This window comes from Winogradskyella psychrotolerans RS-3 (assembly GCF_000427335.1).
GTDB classification, from domain to species: Bacteria; Bacteroidota; Bacteroidia; order Flavobacteriales; family Flavobacteriaceae; genus Winogradskyella; species Winogradskyella psychrotolerans.
In genome coordinates this window covers 27,147-45,191 of the sequence record NZ_ATMR01000199.1, presented here as the reverse complement: position 1 = coordinate 45,191, position 18,045 = coordinate 27,147, and the positions used below count along the sequence as shown (strand labels likewise).

Here is an 18,045-nt window from a genome sequence, read left to right as displayed (position 1 = left end):
TAAAAATACCGATAAATATAATTAATAGAAATTTAGTTTTTCAGGAATTTCTTAAAAGCTGTTAAAATCTGCACTTATTACTTAATTCTAAGGTATTTTTGCACAAAATTTAATGTTATGCCAAAATTATTACCTGTTTTTAGGATTATAGCTTTGTTAGAAGGTGTTTCATATATCCTATTGTTGTTTATAGCTACGCCTATAAAATATTTATATGAAGATCCTCAATATGTAAAATTATTAGGAATGCCACATGGCGTTTTATTTATGGCCTATGTTGTTATTGCTGTTCTCATTAGCTCTGATATGAAATGGCCAACACGAACTCTTTGGATTGTTTTATTCGCTTCTGTTATTCCTTTTGGAACCTTTTACATTGATAAAAAATACTTAAACAAAAAACGTGCATAACATAAGACATACTTTATACGATTTTCTAATAGAAAAAGGCTTATCTGAAGATGCAGCTATGTATCTTAATATGCTGGGACTTCTTTTGGCCTTAATACTGATTGCGTTTATAGTTGACTATATTACGAAACGAGTCTTATGGAGGTTTTCATCGAGTGTTGCCAAGCGGACTAAAACGGATTTCGATAATATATTAATCACCAATAAATTACCTAGAAATATAGCACATATCATTCCGTTGTTAATTTTAATAGAGTTTGTGCCTCAAGTATTTACAGATTTTGAAGTTGCACAGAATATTATTGAAAAAACGTTAAAAGTTATAACTATTCTTCTGACACTTCAAATTATTAGAAGTTTCTTAAGTTCTATAAAAGATTACCTAAAAACTTTAGACGCATATAAAGACAAACCAATTGACAGCTACGTGCAAGTCTTTATGATTTTTGCTTGGCTTCTTGGGTTCTTTTCAATTTTAGCTATTATAACAGGTGTTTCATTTATAAAATTCGCAACAACATTAGGTGCAGCTTCTGCTGTAATAATATTGATTTTTAAAGATACCATCCTAGGTTTTGTTGCCAGCATCCAAGTCTCCATAAATGATATGGTAAGAATTGGAGATTGGATTACCTTTGAAAAATATGGTGCAGATGGTGATGTTATTGAAATAAACCTAGCGACGGTGAAGGTCCAGAATTGGGATAAAACAATAACTACAATTCCTACTTATGCTTTAATTTCAGATTCGTTTAAGAATTGGAGAGGTATGATGGATTCTGGCGGACGACGTATTAAACGCTCCGTTATTATTAAGACATCTACTATTAATTTTCTTAGTGATGAAGATATTCTACGTTTTGGGAAAATTCAATTAATTTCTGAATACTTAAAAACACGCAGTACCGAAATTGAAACATTTAATACACAACATAATATAGACAAGTCTGCTTTAATCAACGGAAGAAACCTTACCAATTTTGGTGTATTTAGAAAATACCTCCAAACATATATTGAAAATCATTCTGCCATCAATAAAGATATGACATTAATGGTACGTCAGTTAGAACCAACATCCCAAGGTATTCCTATGGAGATTTATGCATTTAGCAGTGATCAACGTTGGAAAAATTATGAATATATACTAGGAGATATCTTTGACCATGTACTAGCTTCTGTAAAATACTTTGATTTAGAAATTTACGAGCTCTCTTTAGGTAACAAGATTAACGATTAACCTATTAATCTATCTTTAACAAACTCTATTCGAGTTTTTCCGTGTGGTGCAGGTTTGCCGTCAGATCCTAAATTTACCATAACTATATTATCTACAGTTAATATGGTTTCTCTGGTCATTTTATTTCTGGCTTCACATTTTAAGGTTAGCGATGTTTTACCAAATTTGAGAACTTCAATACCTAATTCAACAATATCTCCTTGTGCAGCAGAACTCATAAAATTAATTTCTGATATAAATTTGGTAACAATTTTAGAATTTTCGAACTGAATGATGGTATATAACGCAGCCTCTTCATCTATCCAAGCTAAAAGCTGTCCTCCAAATAAAGAACCGTTAGGATTTAAATCTTCGGGTTTTACCCATTTTCTTGTGTGAAATCTCATATGTTTTTTTCTTTATTAACCATTAACCTTTAGCTTATGATATGTTATTATAAAAGTTTTTGTTGTGAATTTGAATCGTCGTTTGGGATTTTTAAATTAGTCCCCAATTCGGCATTTAATTGTTTTATAAAATAAGTAGACAGTAAAGGTGATTCTTTTTCAATATTCTGATGCACAAAAAAGTCTATTTCTTCAATGCCATTAGCCTTCCATAATTTTAAACGTTCGACCCAATCATCTAATCTTTTGTAATCACTTTGATGATTAGCGCCAACATAACGCACAAAAGCTCTAGAATTGGTTAATCGCATATGCATAATATCGCGTCTACCAGCGCTGTCTACTATAATATTTGAAATATTATTTTCTTCTAAAAGTTGATATAAATCTTCAGCTATAACTTTGTCGTTATACCAACTTGTGTGTCTAAACTCAATAGCTAAAGGTATTTCTTTTGGCCAACTTTCTGCAAAATTTACAACACGATCAAAATCTTTTGGTGCAAAATTATTATGCATTTGAAGAAAGACACAGCCTAGTTTTTCTTTTAAATTTATAGCATTATACAGATAATTATCAACAATCGGTGTAATGTCTTCATTTAAACGTTTCCAGTGACTAATCTCTTGATTAAGTTTTGGGAAGAATCTAAAATTCGGTGGTGTTTTATCGTACCATTTTGAAAATTGTTCCGATGGAAATATTCTATAAAACGTAGCATTTAATTCAATTGAATTAAACTGACGTGAGTAGTATTCTAATTCATCTTTAGTGCCTCTAGGGTAAAACCCTTTTAAATCTGCTTTGTTCCATTTAGCACAACCTACAAAAACATTGAATCTTTCAGGTGTCTTTTTCTGCAACACTCTTAAAGTGTCCGACTGGTCTATTGGCAAGGTGAAATCTATATCTCCTGGGTTATCTACACTACCGAATTTCATAACTCAATATTTTATTCAAAGATAAAATTTAGAATGTAGTATTCGATAGTAGTTCTATTCGATTTAGTAATATTAGAATACAAAATGTTAATAAGAACGTTAACAAGATAATATCTACACAAACAGACATGCTGCCTATTTTCTTAATTTTAATTCAGAATTAATCCTTAAATCAAATAGATTATGACTACAAGATTTAATAACCTACTATCCATAAGGCCCGAAATTTTATCTGCGAAAATACACCAAGGTACAAGTGCAGATGAAGCATTTCAGAATAAAACTTTACGACCTATAATTAAGTTACAACACGATTTACTTATAGCTGTTTTTAAAAATTATATTGTAAAACACAAAAATGTTTTCTCTGAATTATCGTTGGAAAAACGAATCAATTATATTTCTAATGCGATTCAGAAAGACATTAAATTCCGAAACGCTTTAAAAGGAATGATCATTGGTCAGTTTACAGTTGAAGAATATGAACTTTATATTCAAAATTCATCGGCTTTAAATAAACGTATGATGAACATTGTAAAAGAACGTTTAATTCAAAGTATTCAAATATTTACACCAACTGAAATTCTTCAGGAAGTTTAGCTTCATCCTTAATGAAAATAAAAACGCAATTATTAGAACTTTGTACAAAATATGCAGATAAACGTGTATTAGGTTACAAAAATGAGATAGAATTAATTAAAGAATCTATTGAAAACAATGATAAAGTGAGCAATGAAGATGATGATTCAGGAAATTCTAAATTATTAGATGATTTAGAAAAAAACATGAATTATCTTAATGATGCTAACAAAATGCGCGAACAATTAAAACTAGTTCGGCCAAATTTGGTTTCTGACAACGTTGTTTTAGGCAGCTTGGTTAAAACAGATAGCATCACTTTTTATATTGCCTTAAGCTTAGGAAAAGTTGAAGTGGAAGATTCTGAATATTACATTATTTCTTTGGCCTCTCCATTAGGACAACTTCTTAAAAATCGTAAAAAGGGGGATCAATTTAAGTTTAACGAGAAAAGTTACGAAATTAAAGATGTGCTATAATAGCGATTCACCGTTTAGATTTGTTGTGAGCACATCACTCATGTAATTAAAAAATGGTCTAACATTCTTAAAAGCCTGATTCATTTCAACAAGGAAATCATCTGCTAGGACTTCTTTATCCGTGTATTTTTTAACGAAGATAAATTGCTTTCTTCTGATTAAATCTATCGCTTCATGTTCTTTATCAAAGCCTTTTGGTGCGGTTTTTAACTCATCTCCAGTAAAGCCTCCCCACGTAGCTTTAAATGTTTTATCGTTTAAAATAGCACGCATTTCACTATCGTCCATTTCAAATTCTTTTCTAATCCGTAGTAAGTCTTCTTTGCTAGGATCCCAAAATCCTGTCGCAATAAAAGATTCATTGTTTGGTTGAATATGTACGTAATAGCCTCCTCTTAACTCAGGTTTCTTTCTTGCAAACGAACCACCAAAGTGTGTTTTGTACGGCAATTTGTTTTTAGAAAACCGCACATCTCTATAAATTCTAAATATTTTTAGTTTTTCAATTTGGTCGTGAACATTCATTAATTCTCCCAAATAGTTAAATGCTGCTTTTACCTTTGTTTCAACAGCTTTAAATTCTGGTTTATGCTCATTAAACCAATCACGATCGTTGTTTTTTTCGAGTTTATTAAAAAAGGTAAAAGTTTCTTTAGGGATAGAATGACTCATGGGAATTTAAATTTTTATAAAAATATAAAAAGCCATCTAAACGATGGCTTTTTACTTTAATATTTAGAATGCTTATTACTAATTATCATCTACTGCGTCTTCAACATCATCTGCAGCATCCTCAATTGCATCTCCTGTATCGTCAATTGCATCTTCTATTTTGTCTCCTGTATCTTTTTGCTCTCTACAGCTCGTTGTCATTAAACTTAAGCTAAATAGGGCTATAAATAAATAACTGAATTTTTTCATTGTTTTTGGTTTTAATGGTTAATGTATACTACAAATATCTACAATCAAATACGATGTGATTGGCTCTTACCCTAAGAGTTTTGACTCAATTGAAAAGAACCTATCGCTTTAGATACTATGAGTTGTTGGGTGTTGACGTTTTCTGTTCTGCAGATTTAACATCTAATTTATTACCAAATTGTAAAGTTCTAATTGGAAAAGGAATATTAATACCTTCGGCATCATACGCTTTTTTAACTTCGATAATAGCTTTTGTTTTTGCTCTCATTTTTTCGAGCATACTATCGGCATCAATCCAAAATCGGCACAAGTAGTTAATAGAACTATCTCCAAATTCTGTATAATAAAACTCAACATCATCTGGCGATTTTACATGGTCAAAAGATTTAGCAATAACTTCTTTAGTCAGTTGTTGTACTTTTTCTAAATCAGACTCATAGCCCACACCACACTCTAGAAAAATTCTCATTTTAGTGGTTAGAGAATAATTTTTCATAGGATTCTCTAAAATTGTTTTGTTGGGAATGATTACAATATTATTATCCGCTTCTTTTAGCGTAAAATCTTTAAGGTTAATATCTATGACTTCTCCTGAAAATCCACTAGTCTCAACCCAATTACCAATTTGAATTTTCTTCCTAAAAGATAATACAAGTCCAGCAAAGGTATTAGCAATAGTGCCCTGTAATGCTAAACCGATGGCCAAACCTACGACACCTGCACCAGCTAGCAACGATGTAAGGGCTTTTCCTAAATTTAAAACTCCTAAAGCTATAAATAGACCTAGCATAACAACTAATACAGCTACTACTCTAGCCAAAGCGTTTTTTATAGAATCTTGTTCAATACGATTAGAAACGACCTTTTTAACGAGTCGACTTACATATTTGGCCGCAAAATATGATGCGACCATCACTAAAATGGCTAAAATAAAATTTGGAATATTTTCTATTATGGCATTAAACCAACCAATTAACTTATCTATTAAATTTCCTAATGCTGTATTGAACTGTTCTCTCATATTAATTAATTATTCTTATTTGCAAATATCTATAGGATAGAAAGATAAAATTTGCTCTTATCCTATGAGTTTTAACGCTAATCAATATGAATAAATCTACAAATACAGGCTTTTAATTATTGAAAAGTGACCTTATACTTCACAGTGCGAATCCCATAAAATAACTCGGTTGATAATTGTTTACGAATAAACTTGCGAGTTATTATAATATTTACTATTATGCACAACTTTTTAAAACAGACTATATATTTATGGGTAGACCAGCAACAAGACCAACAGCACTAAAGGACGGTTTCTATATTGAGATTAGAAACAAAGGCTCAAAATCAGGTGTAAAACTTTACAGTGGGACTAAATTACAGATGCATCGTGCTATAAAAATGTACGAGCGCTCTAAAGAAGTTATCATTTTAGGTGAATCTGTCAATGGAAAATTTGTGGACAAAGATCCTAAAGTGCACGTAGCAGAATAAATATTAGAGTTTGTTTTTTCGTTAATTTCTTATACAAATTAACACATCGCTATTTATTTTACATTGAAAAGTAATTAAGCACTATTTGTGCTTTTTCTATGTAATGAAATAGAAGTAAATCTCTTTTATTTAAGCATGCTTAGATTTTTGAATTTAAATAACTGCGCGTTATTAATTCAAAATCAAAAGATGAAAGTATAACCAACCAATTATAAAAAGGTATTAGTTCTTAGAATTAATACCTTTTTTATTCAAAATTTACAGAATGTAAAATTAAACCTGAAGCTGGTGCTATATAATCCATCACTTCTGTGCTTTCTTTTTTCAAGGTAGCTTCAATATAATCTAAAGTCACCTCTCCTCTACCCAACTTTATTAAGCAGCCAACCATTAATCGTATTTGGTTTCGCATAAATCCTTTTCCAATGACTTTAAAAACATAGGTTTTCTCTGGAAAAAAATTTGCGACGTATATATCGTTATCCACAATTTCTGAAGATTCAATCGTTCTTATGTATTCACCTTTATTAGTAGCACGATAACAATAAGTTTTAAAATTATGATGCCCTTCAAACAACTTGGCACCTTTTTTCATAAGTTCAACATCAAGAGGTTCTAGAATTGTAGTTAATATTGGAGCGCAAAATGGGTGATTTTTCTGACCTTCAGAAAACACATAATGATACTCTTTTAGCTTAGAATCTTGAATAATATTAAATGCCTTATCAACTTCTTCTATAGATAAAGCGCGTATATCTTGAGGTAAATTATGATTGAATAGATCTAAAAAAGCATCAAAATCTTGAATGGGTTCATTATAAATAAATAATTCTAAAGCAGCTTCGTTCGCAGATACCATAGCGTCTGTTCGTCCTGATCCTAAAGTCTTAAATCGTATGTCTTGAAAAATATATTTTAGCGTTCGATCTATCATTAGATGAACCGTTTTAACATCGGGTTGTTTTTGCCAACCATGAAAACGATAGCCTAAATATTGAATTTTAATAAGATAATAGTAGCGTTTATCAAACATAATGACAAGAACGTAATTTTATTGACGATTCCAAAAGCAATGCTTACTTTTATAGTTCAAAAATTGAAATTTGAAAAGACTTTACCCCTTTGATCCCTTAATAAAACATCATTTAATAATTAGTTTGCTTTTGGCGATTTGGGTATTTATGTTTTTGTATTTCACAGAACCATTAGACGTTAATGAGTTGTCTAATACTGAAAAACTAATTTTCTTACCCGGTTATGGTTTCGTTGCTGGCTTTTGTTATCTGCTATTTTTACCTTTTCAGAATTTTTTATATTTAAAACTAAAAAAGCAATGGAACGTTTTTAGCGAGCTAACCTTCATACTTACCTTTTCTATAGTGACCATTATAATTGCACGATGCTATTACTTATTTATTGTGGTGGCAAATGAACCTAATCCGAACACTTTTGGTTACATGCTTATTTCTATATTTCTGCCTGCAATTGCTACCATATTACCTATTATATTAATCGGTCGGTTTGGCTTCGGAAAATATTATGAAAAACAATTAGAAGATCAAAAAATTGAAATTAAGGGAGAAGGGAATTATGAAGGTTTACATTTGCAATTAAACGACGTAATTAGCATTCAATCTTCGGATAATTATATTGAAGTTTTTTATCTCTCGGGACCTAATTTGAAAAAAACATTAATTAGAAATAAACTTTCAGTTATTGCATATGAATTTCCAGAATTACTTCGCGCTCATCGTTCTTATCTTATTAACCCGATTCATTTTCAACGCTGGAAAACAGAAAACGGGAAGCTTTTAGTAATTCTTAATCACCAAGTAGAAGTACCCATTTCTAAAACGTATAAAAATGATATAAAAGCGAGGATTAATTCTACCACAAACTAAGGTCATTTCACCCCAAACACCTATTATTAGTGTATTAATTGCATTTTCAAATGTAAGTTTGCTTCAAGAAAGTTTAACTCTAAAACACATTAATTATGAGAATGCTATTCACTTTTATTATCATTTTATTTAGTTCAACATCAATTGGAAACGCTCAAGAAGCTAAAAAAGAAATCCTAATTGTAGGAACCATGCATACCGTTCCTAATATTGTAAAGAACAGCTACAAACCCATGTTAAGACGTGCCAAAAAATACAATCCTACGGCAATCTATGTTGAAAGTCCACGAGGTAACGATACGTTGAGTTGGGAATATTTAAAAGATGGTTGGTCTAAAAATTACAAAGCTTTTTATTATTTATCAGATTCTATTCAAACCGTTTTTACTCCAAATATTGAAACGTATAATTCTATTCTAGAAAAATCATTTTTAAGCATGACAGCTGATGATTTAGATTTTATGATTACGACATTTGCTCATAATAGAGATAATGCTAATCACGAATTTTACACTTACATAAAAAAACATGGCATTCAGGGCTCAAAAAAACCAACACAACATGAAGATGGTGATCTTACTTTTAAACTGGCATTAAGTCAAAACACAAAGTTATTAATGTCAATGGACGACCAACGTACCAATAAAGAATACCATAACGCTTGGACTAAATGTAGCAAAGAAGGTCAGCATAATGGAAATAACGCCATTAACAGTAAACTGAATAAAAAGGCGTACAATTCAGCAATATTACCTGCCATTTTTAGAGGATTAGGAAAACATACCAATAAAGAAAAATCATTAGAGCAATTACACAAATCGAGTTCGTTTACATATGTTGCTGTACAAACAGAAGGTTGCACGGAAGGAGAACGTTATTGGAATGAACGCAACATGAGAATGGCAAAAAACATAGGAGACCAAGTTGCGGCTTCAGATTCAGAACGAAGTATTGTTATTGTGGGAGCGTCTCATGTTATTGGTTTAAAAAAAGAATTACAGGCTAATTATCCTGAATTAAAAATTGTGCTTGCTGGTGACTAAACTTTCTTAAAATTACCGCAAAAACAAAACAGCCATAATCTTACAATTATGGCTGTTTCTAATTAAGTATTGTTTTTCCAGATATAAGAATTATCTAATTATTAATTTTTCAATACGTCTTTCGTTTGTATTATTGTCTAATTCTACAATATACACACCAGAACTTAATTGACTAACATCTATAGATTGACTTGTGTTATTAGTATTTAAAACATTAGATAAAACAAGGCGACCATTAGTATCAAATAATTTTGCTACCGTATTATTTTGCAGTTGACCATTAATATTAATTGTCTTTGCAGCATTGTTAGCATAAATTTTTACCAACTCAACATCTACATCAATTGTACTAAGTGTTGACGTTTCAAATCTAAGATAAAAGCGTCCTGTTCCACTTAAGTCAGTAGCTGGAGTAAATATATAATCTGATGTATTTAATAATGTCACTGTATTGTTAACGTTGTCTTCTAAATACATATTAGTACTATCTGACATATCGCTTTCTATAATACTAAATGTTAATTCCTCTCCTTGATTAGCGTTTACTCCCAATGGAACTACAACGTTACTCATATCAGTATTACTTAAAGCCTGAATAGCTAAAGCGAGATTTGCATCACCATCAATCAAGCTAGAATAAATTGAAAAGGCTGGTGGATTTGATCCGAATAAACTAGCATCATATCCAGGATCTAATCCTTCAGAAGCATTGCTATTAAAATAGAAATCTGTGTTATAGTTAGAGCTACCTGAACTTAATTTTAATTTTATATGTCCATAGTGAGGTGATACTCCTTCTCTAGAAAGATCTACCCTTGAAGTACCTACTGCACGCATTCCAGTTGTAAAATCAATTGATCCTCCTTCTGATTTTGCTTTTATAAAAAAAGCTTCTCCTGGAGAAATCAATTTTGACCCGCTTTCAAATGCAGCAGTTGCTGAATTCCAAATGTCCCATGGCTGAGCTCCATTACCTGTATAACAGTAAATTGCAGAACTACTAGCATCTAATTCGCTAGAATTAACCGTGTAAAAAGCACCAAAATCTAAGTATGATGGATATGGATTCCCTATTAAATTCCAAGCATTACCAGCATCGCTAATCGCGATATCTAAAACATCAGCCGTTTGCGCAGCACCTATATAAATTAAATCAGCACCACCCGAAACCGTTCCTGCTCTATAGCCATTTCCAGCGTCAAGAATATGGGTTTCATTTATTACTGTATCAAGATTATCATAACTCTGTGTTGATGTATTGAAAGGAGCAAACGCTTTTATCGTTGCAGTATCAGGATGACTTGCTAAATTTAGATTATTAGTCACTGCAAACGCAGCAAATAATTTTCCTGACAATGGTGCCGAAACTAATTCATTTGGATTTGCTTGGGCAGTATGTCGGTTGTAGGTAATCGTTCCTGTAATCTTACCATCCAATATTAAACTTGAAAAGTCTTCAGCTGTTGAATTTAGAATGACACTAGCAGTAACAACAACATCAGAACCTATAGTTACAGAAGCACCTGCTTCTATAGTTAGTGTCGCTAATGAAAGATTTTCTGTAATATTAATATCACCTGCTTCAACAATAATTAAGTCAGTTACTGCTATACCACCTAATAATGGGTCACTAGGCAACCAACCATTATTGTAAGTATAAAGTACCGGGACATCAAAGTCCCTTTTTTCAAAAGCGTCATTTTCTAAAGTGTAAGTAGATTGATTTTCTAAATTAGACTCATCAGATTCAGTACTCTCATATGAGTTAAAATCGTCCTCTAAATTAAATTCAGATTCATAAATTGTTGGATCAAAGGTATTTTGATCATTTAGACCATATTGGTCGTGTTGTTCATTTTGGATATCATATCCGGTTTGCTCTTGTTGTGCATTTGATAAATTTAAAACGCACAACATAGATAAAACAACTAAAGTAGGTTTAGTTTTTTTCATAAGATTTGGGTAATAGTTTGTTAATGATGGTTCAAAACTACGTCTTAATCGAAAAAAAAGACGTCGAAACAATCATTTATTCGACGAAATACCACAAGCCTAATCTTTATCCTACTTTTAGTTTCTTTTTGTCGGATTTATCAATTCTTTCGTCTATTGAGGACTGTGACTACATCGTTCATCTTGAAGCCTTTTGCTTGTAAAAGCATCAGATAATGGAACAATAAATCTGCACTTTCGTCTAAAAACAACTTATCGTTGTCATCTTTTGCTTCAATAACAACCTCAATAGCTTCTTCTCCAACTTTTTGTGCGATCTTATTAATACCTTTAGCAAATAATGAAGCGACGTAAGATTTTTCTGAATCTGCTTCTTTTATACGCGATTCAATTGTGTCTTCTAAAGTGGAAATAAAACCATAAGTCGTTACGTTGCTTTCATTCCAACAGGTATCTGTTCCTTTATGACATGTTGGCCCCTTTGGATCTACTTTTATTAATAAGGAATCACTATCGCAATCTAATTTTATATCTACTAAATTTAAAGTATTCCCGCTTTCTTCACCTTTAGTCCAAAGACGTTGTTTGGTTCGGCTAAAAAAAGTAACCAATTTAGAGTCTATGGTTTTTTTTAGTGCTTCAGCATTCATGTAGCCTAACATCAATACTTTATTAGTTGTATTATCTTGAATTATTGCTGGTACAAGACCATCGGGGTTTTTATTGAAATCTACGTTCATAATATTTTTTTGTCATTCCTGCGGAAGCAGGAATCTATTTTATTAATACTTTATTTTTGATTCCTGTTTACACAGGAATGACATTTATAATCTTACAGGTATATCCTGTTTTCTTAATGCTTCTTTTAATTCTAAAATGGGGATTTCACCAAAATGAAATACACTTGCGGCTAATGCCGCATCAGCTTTTCCTTCCTTAAAAGTATCGACAAAGTGTTGAATACTTCCTGCTCCTCCAGAAGCTATTATTGGAATATTCACTAAATTTGAAAGTTTTGCTAATGCTTTGTTTGCGAATCCAGCCTTGGTTCCATCATGGTTCATCGATGTAAATAATATTTCACCTGCACCACGTTGCTCGACTTCTTGTGCCCAATCGAATAAATTTAATGTTGTTGGAATTGTACCTCCTGCTAAATGGACTAACCATTCACCATCAACTTCTTTAGCATCAATAGCAACCACTACACATTGACTTCCAAATTTATCTGAAAGCTCATTGATTAATTCTGGTCGTTTTACAGCCGAAGAATTAATGGAGACTTTATCGGCACCGCAATGCAACAAGTCATCTACATCTTCAACAGATGAAATTCCTCCACCTACTGTAAAAGGTATATTAACTTGTTCTGCAACTTTTAAAACCATATCGTGCATGGTTTTACGGTTTTCTAACGTGGCAGCGATATCTAAGAATACTAATTCATCAGCTCCTAAATCAGCATACTGCTTCGCTAATACCACAGGATCACCAGCGTCTCTTAAATCTACAAAGTTGACACCTTTTACGGTTCTTCCGTTTTTAATGTCCAAACAAGGGACTATTCGTTTTGTTAACATACTTTAGCTTTTAGGAATTAGCCTTTAGACATTAGCTAAAAGCTAACGGCAAAGGACTAACTGCTATTTTATATAAATCGTTCCAATTCCTTTAAACTTATTCTGTTCTCGTAAATGGCTTTACCAATAATAACACCTTCACACCCTATCTCTTTTAATAATTCTAAATCATTAACACCAGAGACTCCTCCAGATGCTATAAGACTAATAGACTGAGCACCGCTATTGTTACTACAAGATTCAATAATGTTTTTATAAAGTTCAATTGAAGGTCCTTCAAGCATACCATCTTTTGAAATATCTGTACAAATCACGTATTTAATTCGTTTTCTCTGGTAATCCTTAATAAAAGAAATGACTTCCTCTTTACTATTATCTTGCCAACCGTTTATTGCAATTTTTCCGTCATTACTATCAGCACCTAAAATAATTTTCTGTGGTCCGTATTTAGCCAACCAACCTTCATAGGTTTCTCTATCACTAACCGCAATACTTCCTCCTGTAATTTGTCTTGCACCACAATTAAAAGCAATATTTAAATCTTCATTAGATTTTAAACCACCACCGAAATCAATTTTTAAATTGGTTTTTGAAGCAATTAACTCTAAAACTTTATAGTTAACAATGTGCTTCGCTTTCGCGCCATCTAAATCAACCAAATGCAAGTATTCAATACCTGAATCTTCAAAAGCTTTAGCGACTTCTAATGGGTTTTCATTATATATTTTTTTAGTGTTATAATCTCCTTTGGTTAATCGTACACATTTTCCTTCTATAATATCTATTGCTGGTATAATTCTCATGTATTTGGCTTTTGGCCTTTAGCTTTTAGCTATTAGCCGAACACTAATAGTTAAAAACAAAAAGTCATTTTTATAATTTTAAAAAATTCTTTAATAACTGTTCTCCTGCTTTACTACTCTTTTCTGGGTGAAATTGTACGCCGAAGAAATTGTCGTTTTCCAATGCTGAAGCATATTCTAATTCATAATCCGACGTGGCAATAGATGCCTCGCACTGTTCTGCATAATAACTATGCACAAGGTACATGTATTCTTTTTCTTTTATCCCTTTAAATAAATCGGATTTAAGATTAGAAATTGTGTTCCATCCCATTTGCGGGACTTTGACCTTATTAGAAAATCGTTTGACATTGACATCAAAAATACCTAGTCCGGTGGTATCACCTTCCTCACTATGACTACACATTAATTGCATACCTAAACAAATACCCAAAACTGGTTGTTTTAACGTTGGAATCAATTGATCTAATCCACTTTGTTGTAATTTCACCATGGCAGAACTCGCTTCACCAACACCCGGAAAAATCACCTTATCTGATGTTATAATTTCCTCCGGATTATCCGTTAAAATGGCGTCGTAACCTAAACGTTGAAAGGCGAATTGGATGCTTTTTATATTTCCGGCTCCGTAATTTACTATTGATAGTTTCATTTTTCTGCTTTTAGCTTTTGGCTTTTGGCTATTAGCAAATGGCTAATAGCTAAAGGCTTTACAGCATTCCTTTGGTAGATGGTAAAATCATTTTTTCAACATCTTGTTTCACTGCCATTTTAATCGCTTTTGCAAACGCTTTAAATATGGCTTCAATTTTATGATGTTCGTTTGTGCCTTCTACTTTAATATTCAAATTACATTTTGCTCCATCTGTAAACGATTTAAAGAAGTGATAAAACATTTCAGTTGGCATTTTACCAATCATTTCACGTTTAAATTCTGCTTCCCAAACCAACCAGTTTCTACCTCCAAAATCAATACCGACTTGCGCTAAACAATCGTCCATTGGTAATGAAAATCCATAACGCTCAATGCCTAATTTATTTCCTAAAGTCGTCGCAAATACTTCACCTAAAGCAATGGCTGTATCTTCTATGGTGTGGTGTTCATCAACTTCTAAATCACCATCTACTTTAATATTTAAATCGAGTTGCCCATGACGCGCAATCTGATCTAACATATGATCGAAAAATGCAATTCCGGTAGCGATGTTGCTTTTTCCTGTACCATCTAAATTAATATCAATTTTAATTTTAGTTTCATTGGTATTTCTTTCGATGCTTCCAACGCGTTCTGTGGTTTTTAGAAACTTATAAATTGCTTCCCAATCGTTCGTTTCTAAAGCAATGTAAGGTTCCAATTCAGTATGACTCACTGTAACTTCATTAGTACCTAAATTGGTATTATCATTTATAAAAATACCTTTAGATCCTAAGTTCTTAGCGAGTTCAATATCTGTTAATCGATCACCAATAACAAAGGAATTAGCTAAATCATAAGGTTCAGAAAAATACTTAGTCAGTAATCCTATATTTGGCTTACGCGTTGGAGCGTTATCTTTAGCAAATGTTCTATCGATAAACTGCTCTTTAAAAACAACTCCCTCTGCTTCAAACGTTTTAAGCATAAAATTATGAACAGGCCAAAAGGTATCTTCCGCATACACATCTGTGCCTAAACCATCTTGATTGGTAATCATTACAATTTCGAAATTCAATTCTTTTGCAATTTTGCTTAAATATTGAAAAACCTTCGGATAGAACTCTAATTTTTCAAATGAATCAATTTGTTCGTCTGCTGGTTCTTTAATTAAAGTTCCGTCTCTGTCTATGAATAATACTGGTTTCATGTTTTACTGTCATTCCTGCGCAGGCAGGAATCTAATTTTAGATTAATAATATGTCTGTGGATTCCGCATCAAGTGCGGAATGACAAACGTTACAATAATTGAATCAATGTCTTAATTAATTTTTCATTCTCTGCTTCCGTGCCTACTGAAAATCGCAAACAGTTGTCGCATAATGGCTGATTCGTTCTATTTCTCACCACAATGCCCTGCTCCACCAATTGCTGATAGCGTTGATTGGCATCATCGACTTTAACTAAGATGAAATTGGCATCAGAAGGATACACTTTTTCTATAAAACGAATAGACTTTAATGCTTTTCTCAGTTTTTTCCTTTCTGTGATAATCGTTTTCATCTCATTATAAACAGCATCCACAGCGTTTAAACGTTCTAAAGCTTTATCTTGAGAGAGTTGATTAATATTATACGGTGGTTTTATTTTATTTAAAACTGAAATAATTTCTTGCGACGCGTAACAGATACCTAAACGAATTCCTGCTAAACCATACGCTTTAGACAAGGTTTGCGTGATTATTAAATTCGGAAATTCATCCAAGCGACTTAACCAACTTTCTTTTTTTGAAAAATCAATATAAGCTTCATCAATCACCACAATACCTTGAAATTCATTAATTAATTCCTCAATTCTTTTAGCTTTAAAACTATTGGCCGTTGGGTTGTTTGGTGAACATAAAAATAAGAGCTTGGTATGTGTATGTGCTGCTGTAAGGATTTCTTCAATATTCGGTTGGAAATCCGATTCTAATTCAATTTCAATGTTATCAACAGCATTGAGATTTGCCAGCACATCATACATCCCATAAGTTGGTGGTAATGTTATGATATTCTCACGATACGGCTCACAAAAGACTCTAAAAATTAAATCTAGTACTTCGTCGCTTCCATTACCTAGAAGGATTTGGTTCGTCGGAATTCCTTTTAATTCAGACAAACGCTTTTTAACCTGTGTTTGCTGAGGATCTGGGTACCGATTGACACCTGTATTAAACGGATTTTCATTCGCATCGATAAAAACCATACCATCTGTGATGTCCTTATATTCATCTCGTGCTGAGGAATACGGTTTAATGGTTTTAATGTTATCTCTTATGAGACTGTTTAAGTTGAAATTTATCATGTTATAGACACTTCGACTGCGCTCAGTGTGACATTTGAAATTACATTTAATTACTTTTTTAAATCATTAAGCCTTAAGCTTACTGCATTTTTATGCGCTTGTAAACCTTCGGCTTCAGCCATTAATTCTATAGCGTTTCCAATATTTTGAATGCCTTCTTTTGATATTTTCTGAAATGTCATACTCTTTTGAAAACTATCTAAATTGACTCCAGAATACGCTTTTGAAAACCCGTTAGTTGGTAAGGTATGATTAGTGCCTGATGCATAATCACCTGCACTTTCTGGTGTGTAATTCCCAATAAAAACAGAACCTGCATTGCTAATGTTGTCCACAAAGAAATCATTATCTATTGTCGTCACAATAAAATGTTCCGGACCGTATTCATTAATAAGCTCCAATGCTGTTTCATTGGAATCTACTATAATAGATTTAGAATTGGCAATCGCTTTTTCTGCCATAGCTTTTCTTGGTAAAACAGCCAATTGCTTTTCCACTTCAGATGAAACCCTATCCGCAAAAGCTTTAGATGTGCTTACCAAAATCACTTGACTATCACTACCATGTTCCGCTTGACTTAATAAATCTGAAGCCACATAAGCTGCATTTGCAGATTCATCTGCCATAACTAATAATTCACTCGGGCCGGCTGGCATATCAATGGCCACACCATATTTTGTTGCTAATTGTTTTGCTACGGTTACAAACTGGTTACCAGGACCAAAAATCTTGTAAACTTGCGGAATGGTTTCTGTACCGAAAGTCATTCCTGCAATAGCTTGTATGCCACCAACTTTTATGATTTTAGTAACGCCACAAAGATTTGCTGCGTATAAAATCTCATTGGCTATTTTTCCTTCTTTATTTGGAGGTGAGCATAAAACAATATCCTTGCAGCCTGCAATTTGCGCAGGGACAACCAACATTAAAACAGTAGAAAATAAAGGAGCTGTTCCGCCAGGAATGTATAAACCCACTTTTTGAATTGGTCTTTTTTCTTGCCAGCACTCTACTCCACTCATGGTTTCTACAAAAACTTTATCCGTTTTTTGAGCACTATGAAATTTTTCAATATTAGATTTTGCTAGCTGAATGGCTTTTTTTAAATCTTCATTTACTAATTGCGACGCTTGTTCTATTTCAGTTTTTGAGACTATATTGGTATCAAGTTCTACACCATCGAATTTATTCGTGTATTTTTTTATAGCAGTATCACCATTGTCTTTTACTTCTTTGAATATCTGATTTACAGTTTCCTCAATAGTTTCAACCGATTTTGTTGGCCGTTGTAATAGTGAAAGCCACTCGGCTTTAAATGGATTTATAAATAGTTTCAT

The 18,045-nt window shown here is 32.4% G+C and carries 21 protein-coding genes; 7 read left to right on the top strand and 14 right to left on the bottom strand.

Annotation, left to right across the window (positions count from 1 at the left end; all coding sequences use genetic code 11):
* Positions 1–117 precede the first annotated feature (117 nt).
* Together ADIWIN_RS17170 and ADIWIN_RS17165 are read left to right on the top strand one after the other, a co-directional pair.
* Entirely contained in the window at positions 118–411 is a 294-nt protein-coding gene (locus tag ADIWIN_RS17170) for a DUF3817 domain-containing protein (protein WP_020897131.1), read from the top strand.
* On the top strand, positions 404–1,648 hold the full coding sequence (locus ADIWIN_RS17165; RefSeq protein ID WP_040757669.1) for a mechanosensitive ion channel family protein: 1,245 nt from the start codon (positions 404–406) through the stop codon (positions 1,646–1,648). The genes ADIWIN_RS17170 and ADIWIN_RS17165 overlap by 8 nt, the downstream gene beginning before the upstream one ends.
* Here ADIWIN_RS17165 and ADIWIN_RS17160 read toward each other — a convergent pair.
* Positions 1,645–2,034, bottom strand: coding sequence for an acyl-CoA thioesterase (locus tag ADIWIN_RS17160; RefSeq protein WP_020897129.1), 390 nt, complete (start codon positions 2,032–2,034; stop codon positions 1,645–1,647). The genes ADIWIN_RS17165 and ADIWIN_RS17160 overlap by 4 nt on opposite strands.
* A 47-nt stretch (positions 2,035–2,081) precedes the next feature.
* Positions 2,082–2,975 (bottom strand): DUF72 domain-containing protein, encoded by an 894-nt coding sequence (locus ADIWIN_RS17155; RefSeq protein WP_020897128.1) that lies wholly within the window; start codon positions 2,973–2,975, stop codon positions 2,082–2,084.
* Positions 2,976–3,158: 183 nt separating this feature from the next.
* On the opposite strand from ADIWIN_RS17155, the gene ADIWIN_RS17150 reads away from it, so the two are divergent.
* Together ADIWIN_RS17150 and ADIWIN_RS17145 are read left to right on the top strand one after the other, a co-directional pair.
* Positions 3,159–3,575 (top strand): hypothetical protein, encoded by a 417-nt coding sequence (locus ADIWIN_RS17150; protein WP_020897127.1) that lies wholly within the window; start codon positions 3,159–3,161, stop codon positions 3,573–3,575.
* Between the two features lie 11 nt (positions 3,576–3,586).
* Positions 3,587–4,033, top strand: a complete 447-nt coding sequence (locus ADIWIN_RS17145; RefSeq protein ID WP_020897126.1) for a hypothetical protein — start codon at positions 3,587–3,589, stop codon at positions 4,031–4,033.
* Here the strand turns inward: ADIWIN_RS17145 and ADIWIN_RS17140 are convergent.
* The 3 genes from ADIWIN_RS17140 to ADIWIN_RS17135 all read right to left on the bottom strand — a co-directional run bounded on the left by ADIWIN_RS17140 (position 4,028) and on the right by ADIWIN_RS17135 (position 5,975).
* A complete protein-coding gene (locus tag ADIWIN_RS17140; protein ID WP_020897125.1) occupies positions 4,028–4,705 on the bottom strand; it encodes a DUF2461 domain-containing protein in 678 nt (225 codons plus the stop codon). The genes ADIWIN_RS17145 and ADIWIN_RS17140 overlap by 6 nt on opposite strands.
* A gap of 78 nt (positions 4,706–4,783) precedes the next feature.
* Entirely contained in the window at positions 4,784–4,954 is a 171-nt protein-coding gene (locus ADIWIN_RS20945) for a hypothetical protein (RefSeq protein ID WP_020897124.1), read from the bottom strand.
* A 115-nt stretch (positions 4,955–5,069) separates the two neighbouring features.
* On the bottom strand, positions 5,070–5,975 hold the full coding sequence (locus ADIWIN_RS17135) for a mechanosensitive ion channel family protein (protein ID WP_020897123.1): 906 nt from the start codon (positions 5,973–5,975) through the stop codon (positions 5,070–5,072).
* Between the two features lie 251 nt (positions 5,976–6,226).
* Here ADIWIN_RS17135 and ADIWIN_RS17130 point away from each other — a divergent pair, with 251 nt between their 5' ends.
* Positions 6,227–6,448, top strand: a complete 222-nt coding sequence (locus tag ADIWIN_RS17130; RefSeq protein ID WP_020897122.1) for a hypothetical protein — start codon at positions 6,227–6,229, stop codon at positions 6,446–6,448.
* A gap of 247 nt (positions 6,449–6,695) precedes the next feature.
* Here ADIWIN_RS17130 and truA read toward each other — a convergent pair whose 3' ends face one another.
* Positions 6,696–7,481 carry a tRNA pseudouridine(38-40) synthase TruA gene (gene truA / locus ADIWIN_RS17125; RefSeq protein ID WP_020897121.1) on the bottom strand — a complete coding sequence of 262 codons (786 nt, stop codon included), beginning with the start codon at positions 7,479–7,481 and terminating at the stop codon, positions 6,696–6,698.
* Between the two features lie 70 nt (positions 7,482–7,551).
* Between truA and ADIWIN_RS17120 the strand changes: the two genes are divergently transcribed.
* Positions 7,552–8,349 carry a LytTR family DNA-binding domain-containing protein gene (locus ADIWIN_RS17120; protein ID WP_020897120.1) on the top strand — a complete coding sequence of 266 codons (798 nt, stop codon included), beginning with the start codon at positions 7,552–7,554 and terminating at the stop codon, positions 8,347–8,349.
* Positions 8,350–8,444: 95 nt separating this feature from the next.
* Entirely contained in the window at positions 8,445–9,392 is a 948-nt protein-coding gene (locus tag ADIWIN_RS17115) for a DUF5694 domain-containing protein (protein ID WP_040757668.1), read from the top strand.
* 90 nt (positions 9,393–9,482) lie between these two features.
* Here ADIWIN_RS17115 and ADIWIN_RS17110 read toward each other — a convergent pair whose 3' ends face one another.
* From ADIWIN_RS17110 to hisD, 8 genes are all read right to left on the bottom strand, one after another.
* Positions 9,483–11,345: a T9SS type A sorting domain-containing protein gene (locus ADIWIN_RS17110; protein ID WP_040757667.1), complete on the bottom strand. Its 1,863-nt coding sequence runs from the start codon at positions 11,343–11,345 to the stop codon at positions 9,483–9,485.
* 140 nt (positions 11,346–11,485) lie between these two features.
* Entirely contained in the window at positions 11,486–12,085 is a 600-nt protein-coding gene (gene hisIE / locus ADIWIN_RS17105; protein ID WP_020897117.1) for a bifunctional phosphoribosyl-AMP cyclohydrolase/phosphoribosyl-ATP diphosphatase HisIE, read from the bottom strand.
* 84 nt (positions 12,086–12,169) lie between these two features.
* A complete protein-coding gene (gene hisF / locus ADIWIN_RS17100; RefSeq protein ID WP_020897116.1) occupies positions 12,170–12,925 on the bottom strand; it encodes an imidazole glycerol phosphate synthase subunit HisF in 756 nt (251 codons plus the stop codon).
* A gap of 68 nt (positions 12,926–12,993) precedes the next feature.
* Positions 12,994–13,728: a 1-(5-phosphoribosyl)-5-[(5-phosphoribosylamino)methylideneamino]imidazole-4-carboxamide isomerase gene (gene hisA / locus ADIWIN_RS17095; protein ID WP_020897115.1), complete on the bottom strand. Its 735-nt coding sequence runs from the start codon at positions 13,726–13,728 to the stop codon at positions 12,994–12,996.
* Between the two features lie 70 nt (positions 13,729–13,798).
* Positions 13,799–14,380, bottom strand: a complete 582-nt coding sequence (gene hisH / locus ADIWIN_RS17090) for an imidazole glycerol phosphate synthase subunit HisH (RefSeq protein WP_020897114.1) — start codon at positions 14,378–14,380, stop codon at positions 13,799–13,801.
* A gap of 58 nt (positions 14,381–14,438) precedes the next feature.
* Entirely contained in the window at positions 14,439–15,572 is a 1,134-nt protein-coding gene (gene hisB / locus ADIWIN_RS17085; protein WP_020897113.1) for a bifunctional histidinol-phosphatase/imidazoleglycerol-phosphate dehydratase HisB, read from the bottom strand.
* 89 nt (positions 15,573–15,661) lie between these two features.
* Entirely contained in the window at positions 15,662–16,708 is a 1,047-nt protein-coding gene (hisC, locus tag ADIWIN_RS17080; protein ID WP_020897112.1) for a histidinol-phosphate transaminase, read from the bottom strand.
* A gap of 50 nt (positions 16,709–16,758) precedes the next feature.
* Positions 16,759–18,045, bottom strand: a complete 1,287-nt coding sequence (hisD, locus tag ADIWIN_RS17075; RefSeq protein WP_020897111.1) for a histidinol dehydrogenase — start codon at positions 18,043–18,045, stop codon at positions 16,759–16,761.

What these genes read in the sequence shown, in the direction of transcription:
- ADIWIN_RS17160 (WP_020897129.1), bottom strand. Translation starts at nt 2,034, where the DNA reads ATGAGATTTCACACAAGAAAATGGGTAAAACCCGAAGATTTAAATCCT.
- hisIE (WP_020897117.1), bottom strand. Translation starts at nt 12,085, where the DNA reads ATGAACGTAGATTTCAATAAAAACCCCGATGGTCTTGTACCAGCAATA.
- ADIWIN_RS20945 (WP_020897124.1), bottom strand. Translation starts at nt 4,954, where the DNA reads ATGAAAAAATTCAGTTATTTATTTATAGCCCTATTTAGCTTAAGTTTA.
- ADIWIN_RS17145 (WP_020897126.1), top strand. Translation starts at nt 3,587, where the DNA reads ATGAAAATAAAAACGCAATTATTAGAACTTTGTACAAAATATGCAGAT.
- ADIWIN_RS17115 (WP_040757668.1), top strand. Translation starts at nt 8,445, where the DNA reads ATGAGAATGCTATTCACTTTTATTATCATTTTATTTAGTTCAACATCA.
- hisC (WP_020897112.1), bottom strand. Translation starts at nt 16,708, where the DNA reads ATGATAAATTTCAACTTAAACAGTCTCATAAGAGATAACATTAAAACC.
- hisH (WP_020897114.1), bottom strand. Translation starts at nt 14,380, where the DNA reads ATGAAACTATCAATAGTAAATTACGGAGCCGGAAATATAAAAAGCATC.
- hisF (WP_020897116.1), bottom strand. Translation starts at nt 12,925, where the DNA reads ATGTTAACAAAACGAATAGTCCCTTGTTTGGACATTAAAAACGGAAGA.
- ADIWIN_RS17170 (WP_020897131.1), top strand. Translation starts at nt 118, where the DNA reads ATGCCAAAATTATTACCTGTTTTTAGGATTATAGCTTTGTTAGAAGGT.
- ADIWIN_RS17150 (WP_020897127.1), top strand. Translation starts at nt 3,159, where the DNA reads ATGACTACAAGATTTAATAACCTACTATCCATAAGGCCCGAAATTTTA.
- ADIWIN_RS17130 (WP_020897122.1), top strand. Translation starts at nt 6,227, where the DNA reads ATGGGTAGACCAGCAACAAGACCAACAGCACTAAAGGACGGTTTCTAT.
- hisD (WP_020897111.1), bottom strand. Translation starts at nt 18,045, where the DNA reads ATGAAACTATTTATAAATCCATTTAAAGCCGAGTGGCTTTCACTATTA.
- ADIWIN_RS17110 (WP_040757667.1), bottom strand. Translation starts at nt 11,345, where the DNA reads ATGAAAAAAACTAAACCTACTTTAGTTGTTTTATCTATGTTGTGCGTT.
- hisB (WP_020897113.1), bottom strand. Translation starts at nt 15,572, where the DNA reads ATGAAACCAGTATTATTCATAGACAGAGACGGAACTTTAATTAAAGAA.
- ADIWIN_RS17135 (WP_020897123.1), bottom strand. Translation starts at nt 5,975, where the DNA reads ATGAGAGAACAGTTCAATACAGCATTAGGAAATTTAATAGATAAGTTA.
- ADIWIN_RS17155 (WP_020897128.1), bottom strand. Translation starts at nt 2,975, where the DNA reads ATGAAATTCGGTAGTGTAGATAACCCAGGAGATATAGATTTCACCTTG.
- hisA (WP_020897115.1), bottom strand. Translation starts at nt 13,728, where the DNA reads ATGAGAATTATACCAGCAATAGATATTATAGAAGGAAAATGTGTACGA.
- ADIWIN_RS17140 (WP_020897125.1), bottom strand. Translation starts at nt 4,705, where the DNA reads ATGAGTCATTCTATCCCTAAAGAAACTTTTACCTTTTTTAATAAACTC.
- truA (WP_020897121.1), bottom strand. Translation starts at nt 7,481, where the DNA reads ATGTTTGATAAACGCTACTATTATCTTATTAAAATTCAATATTTAGGC.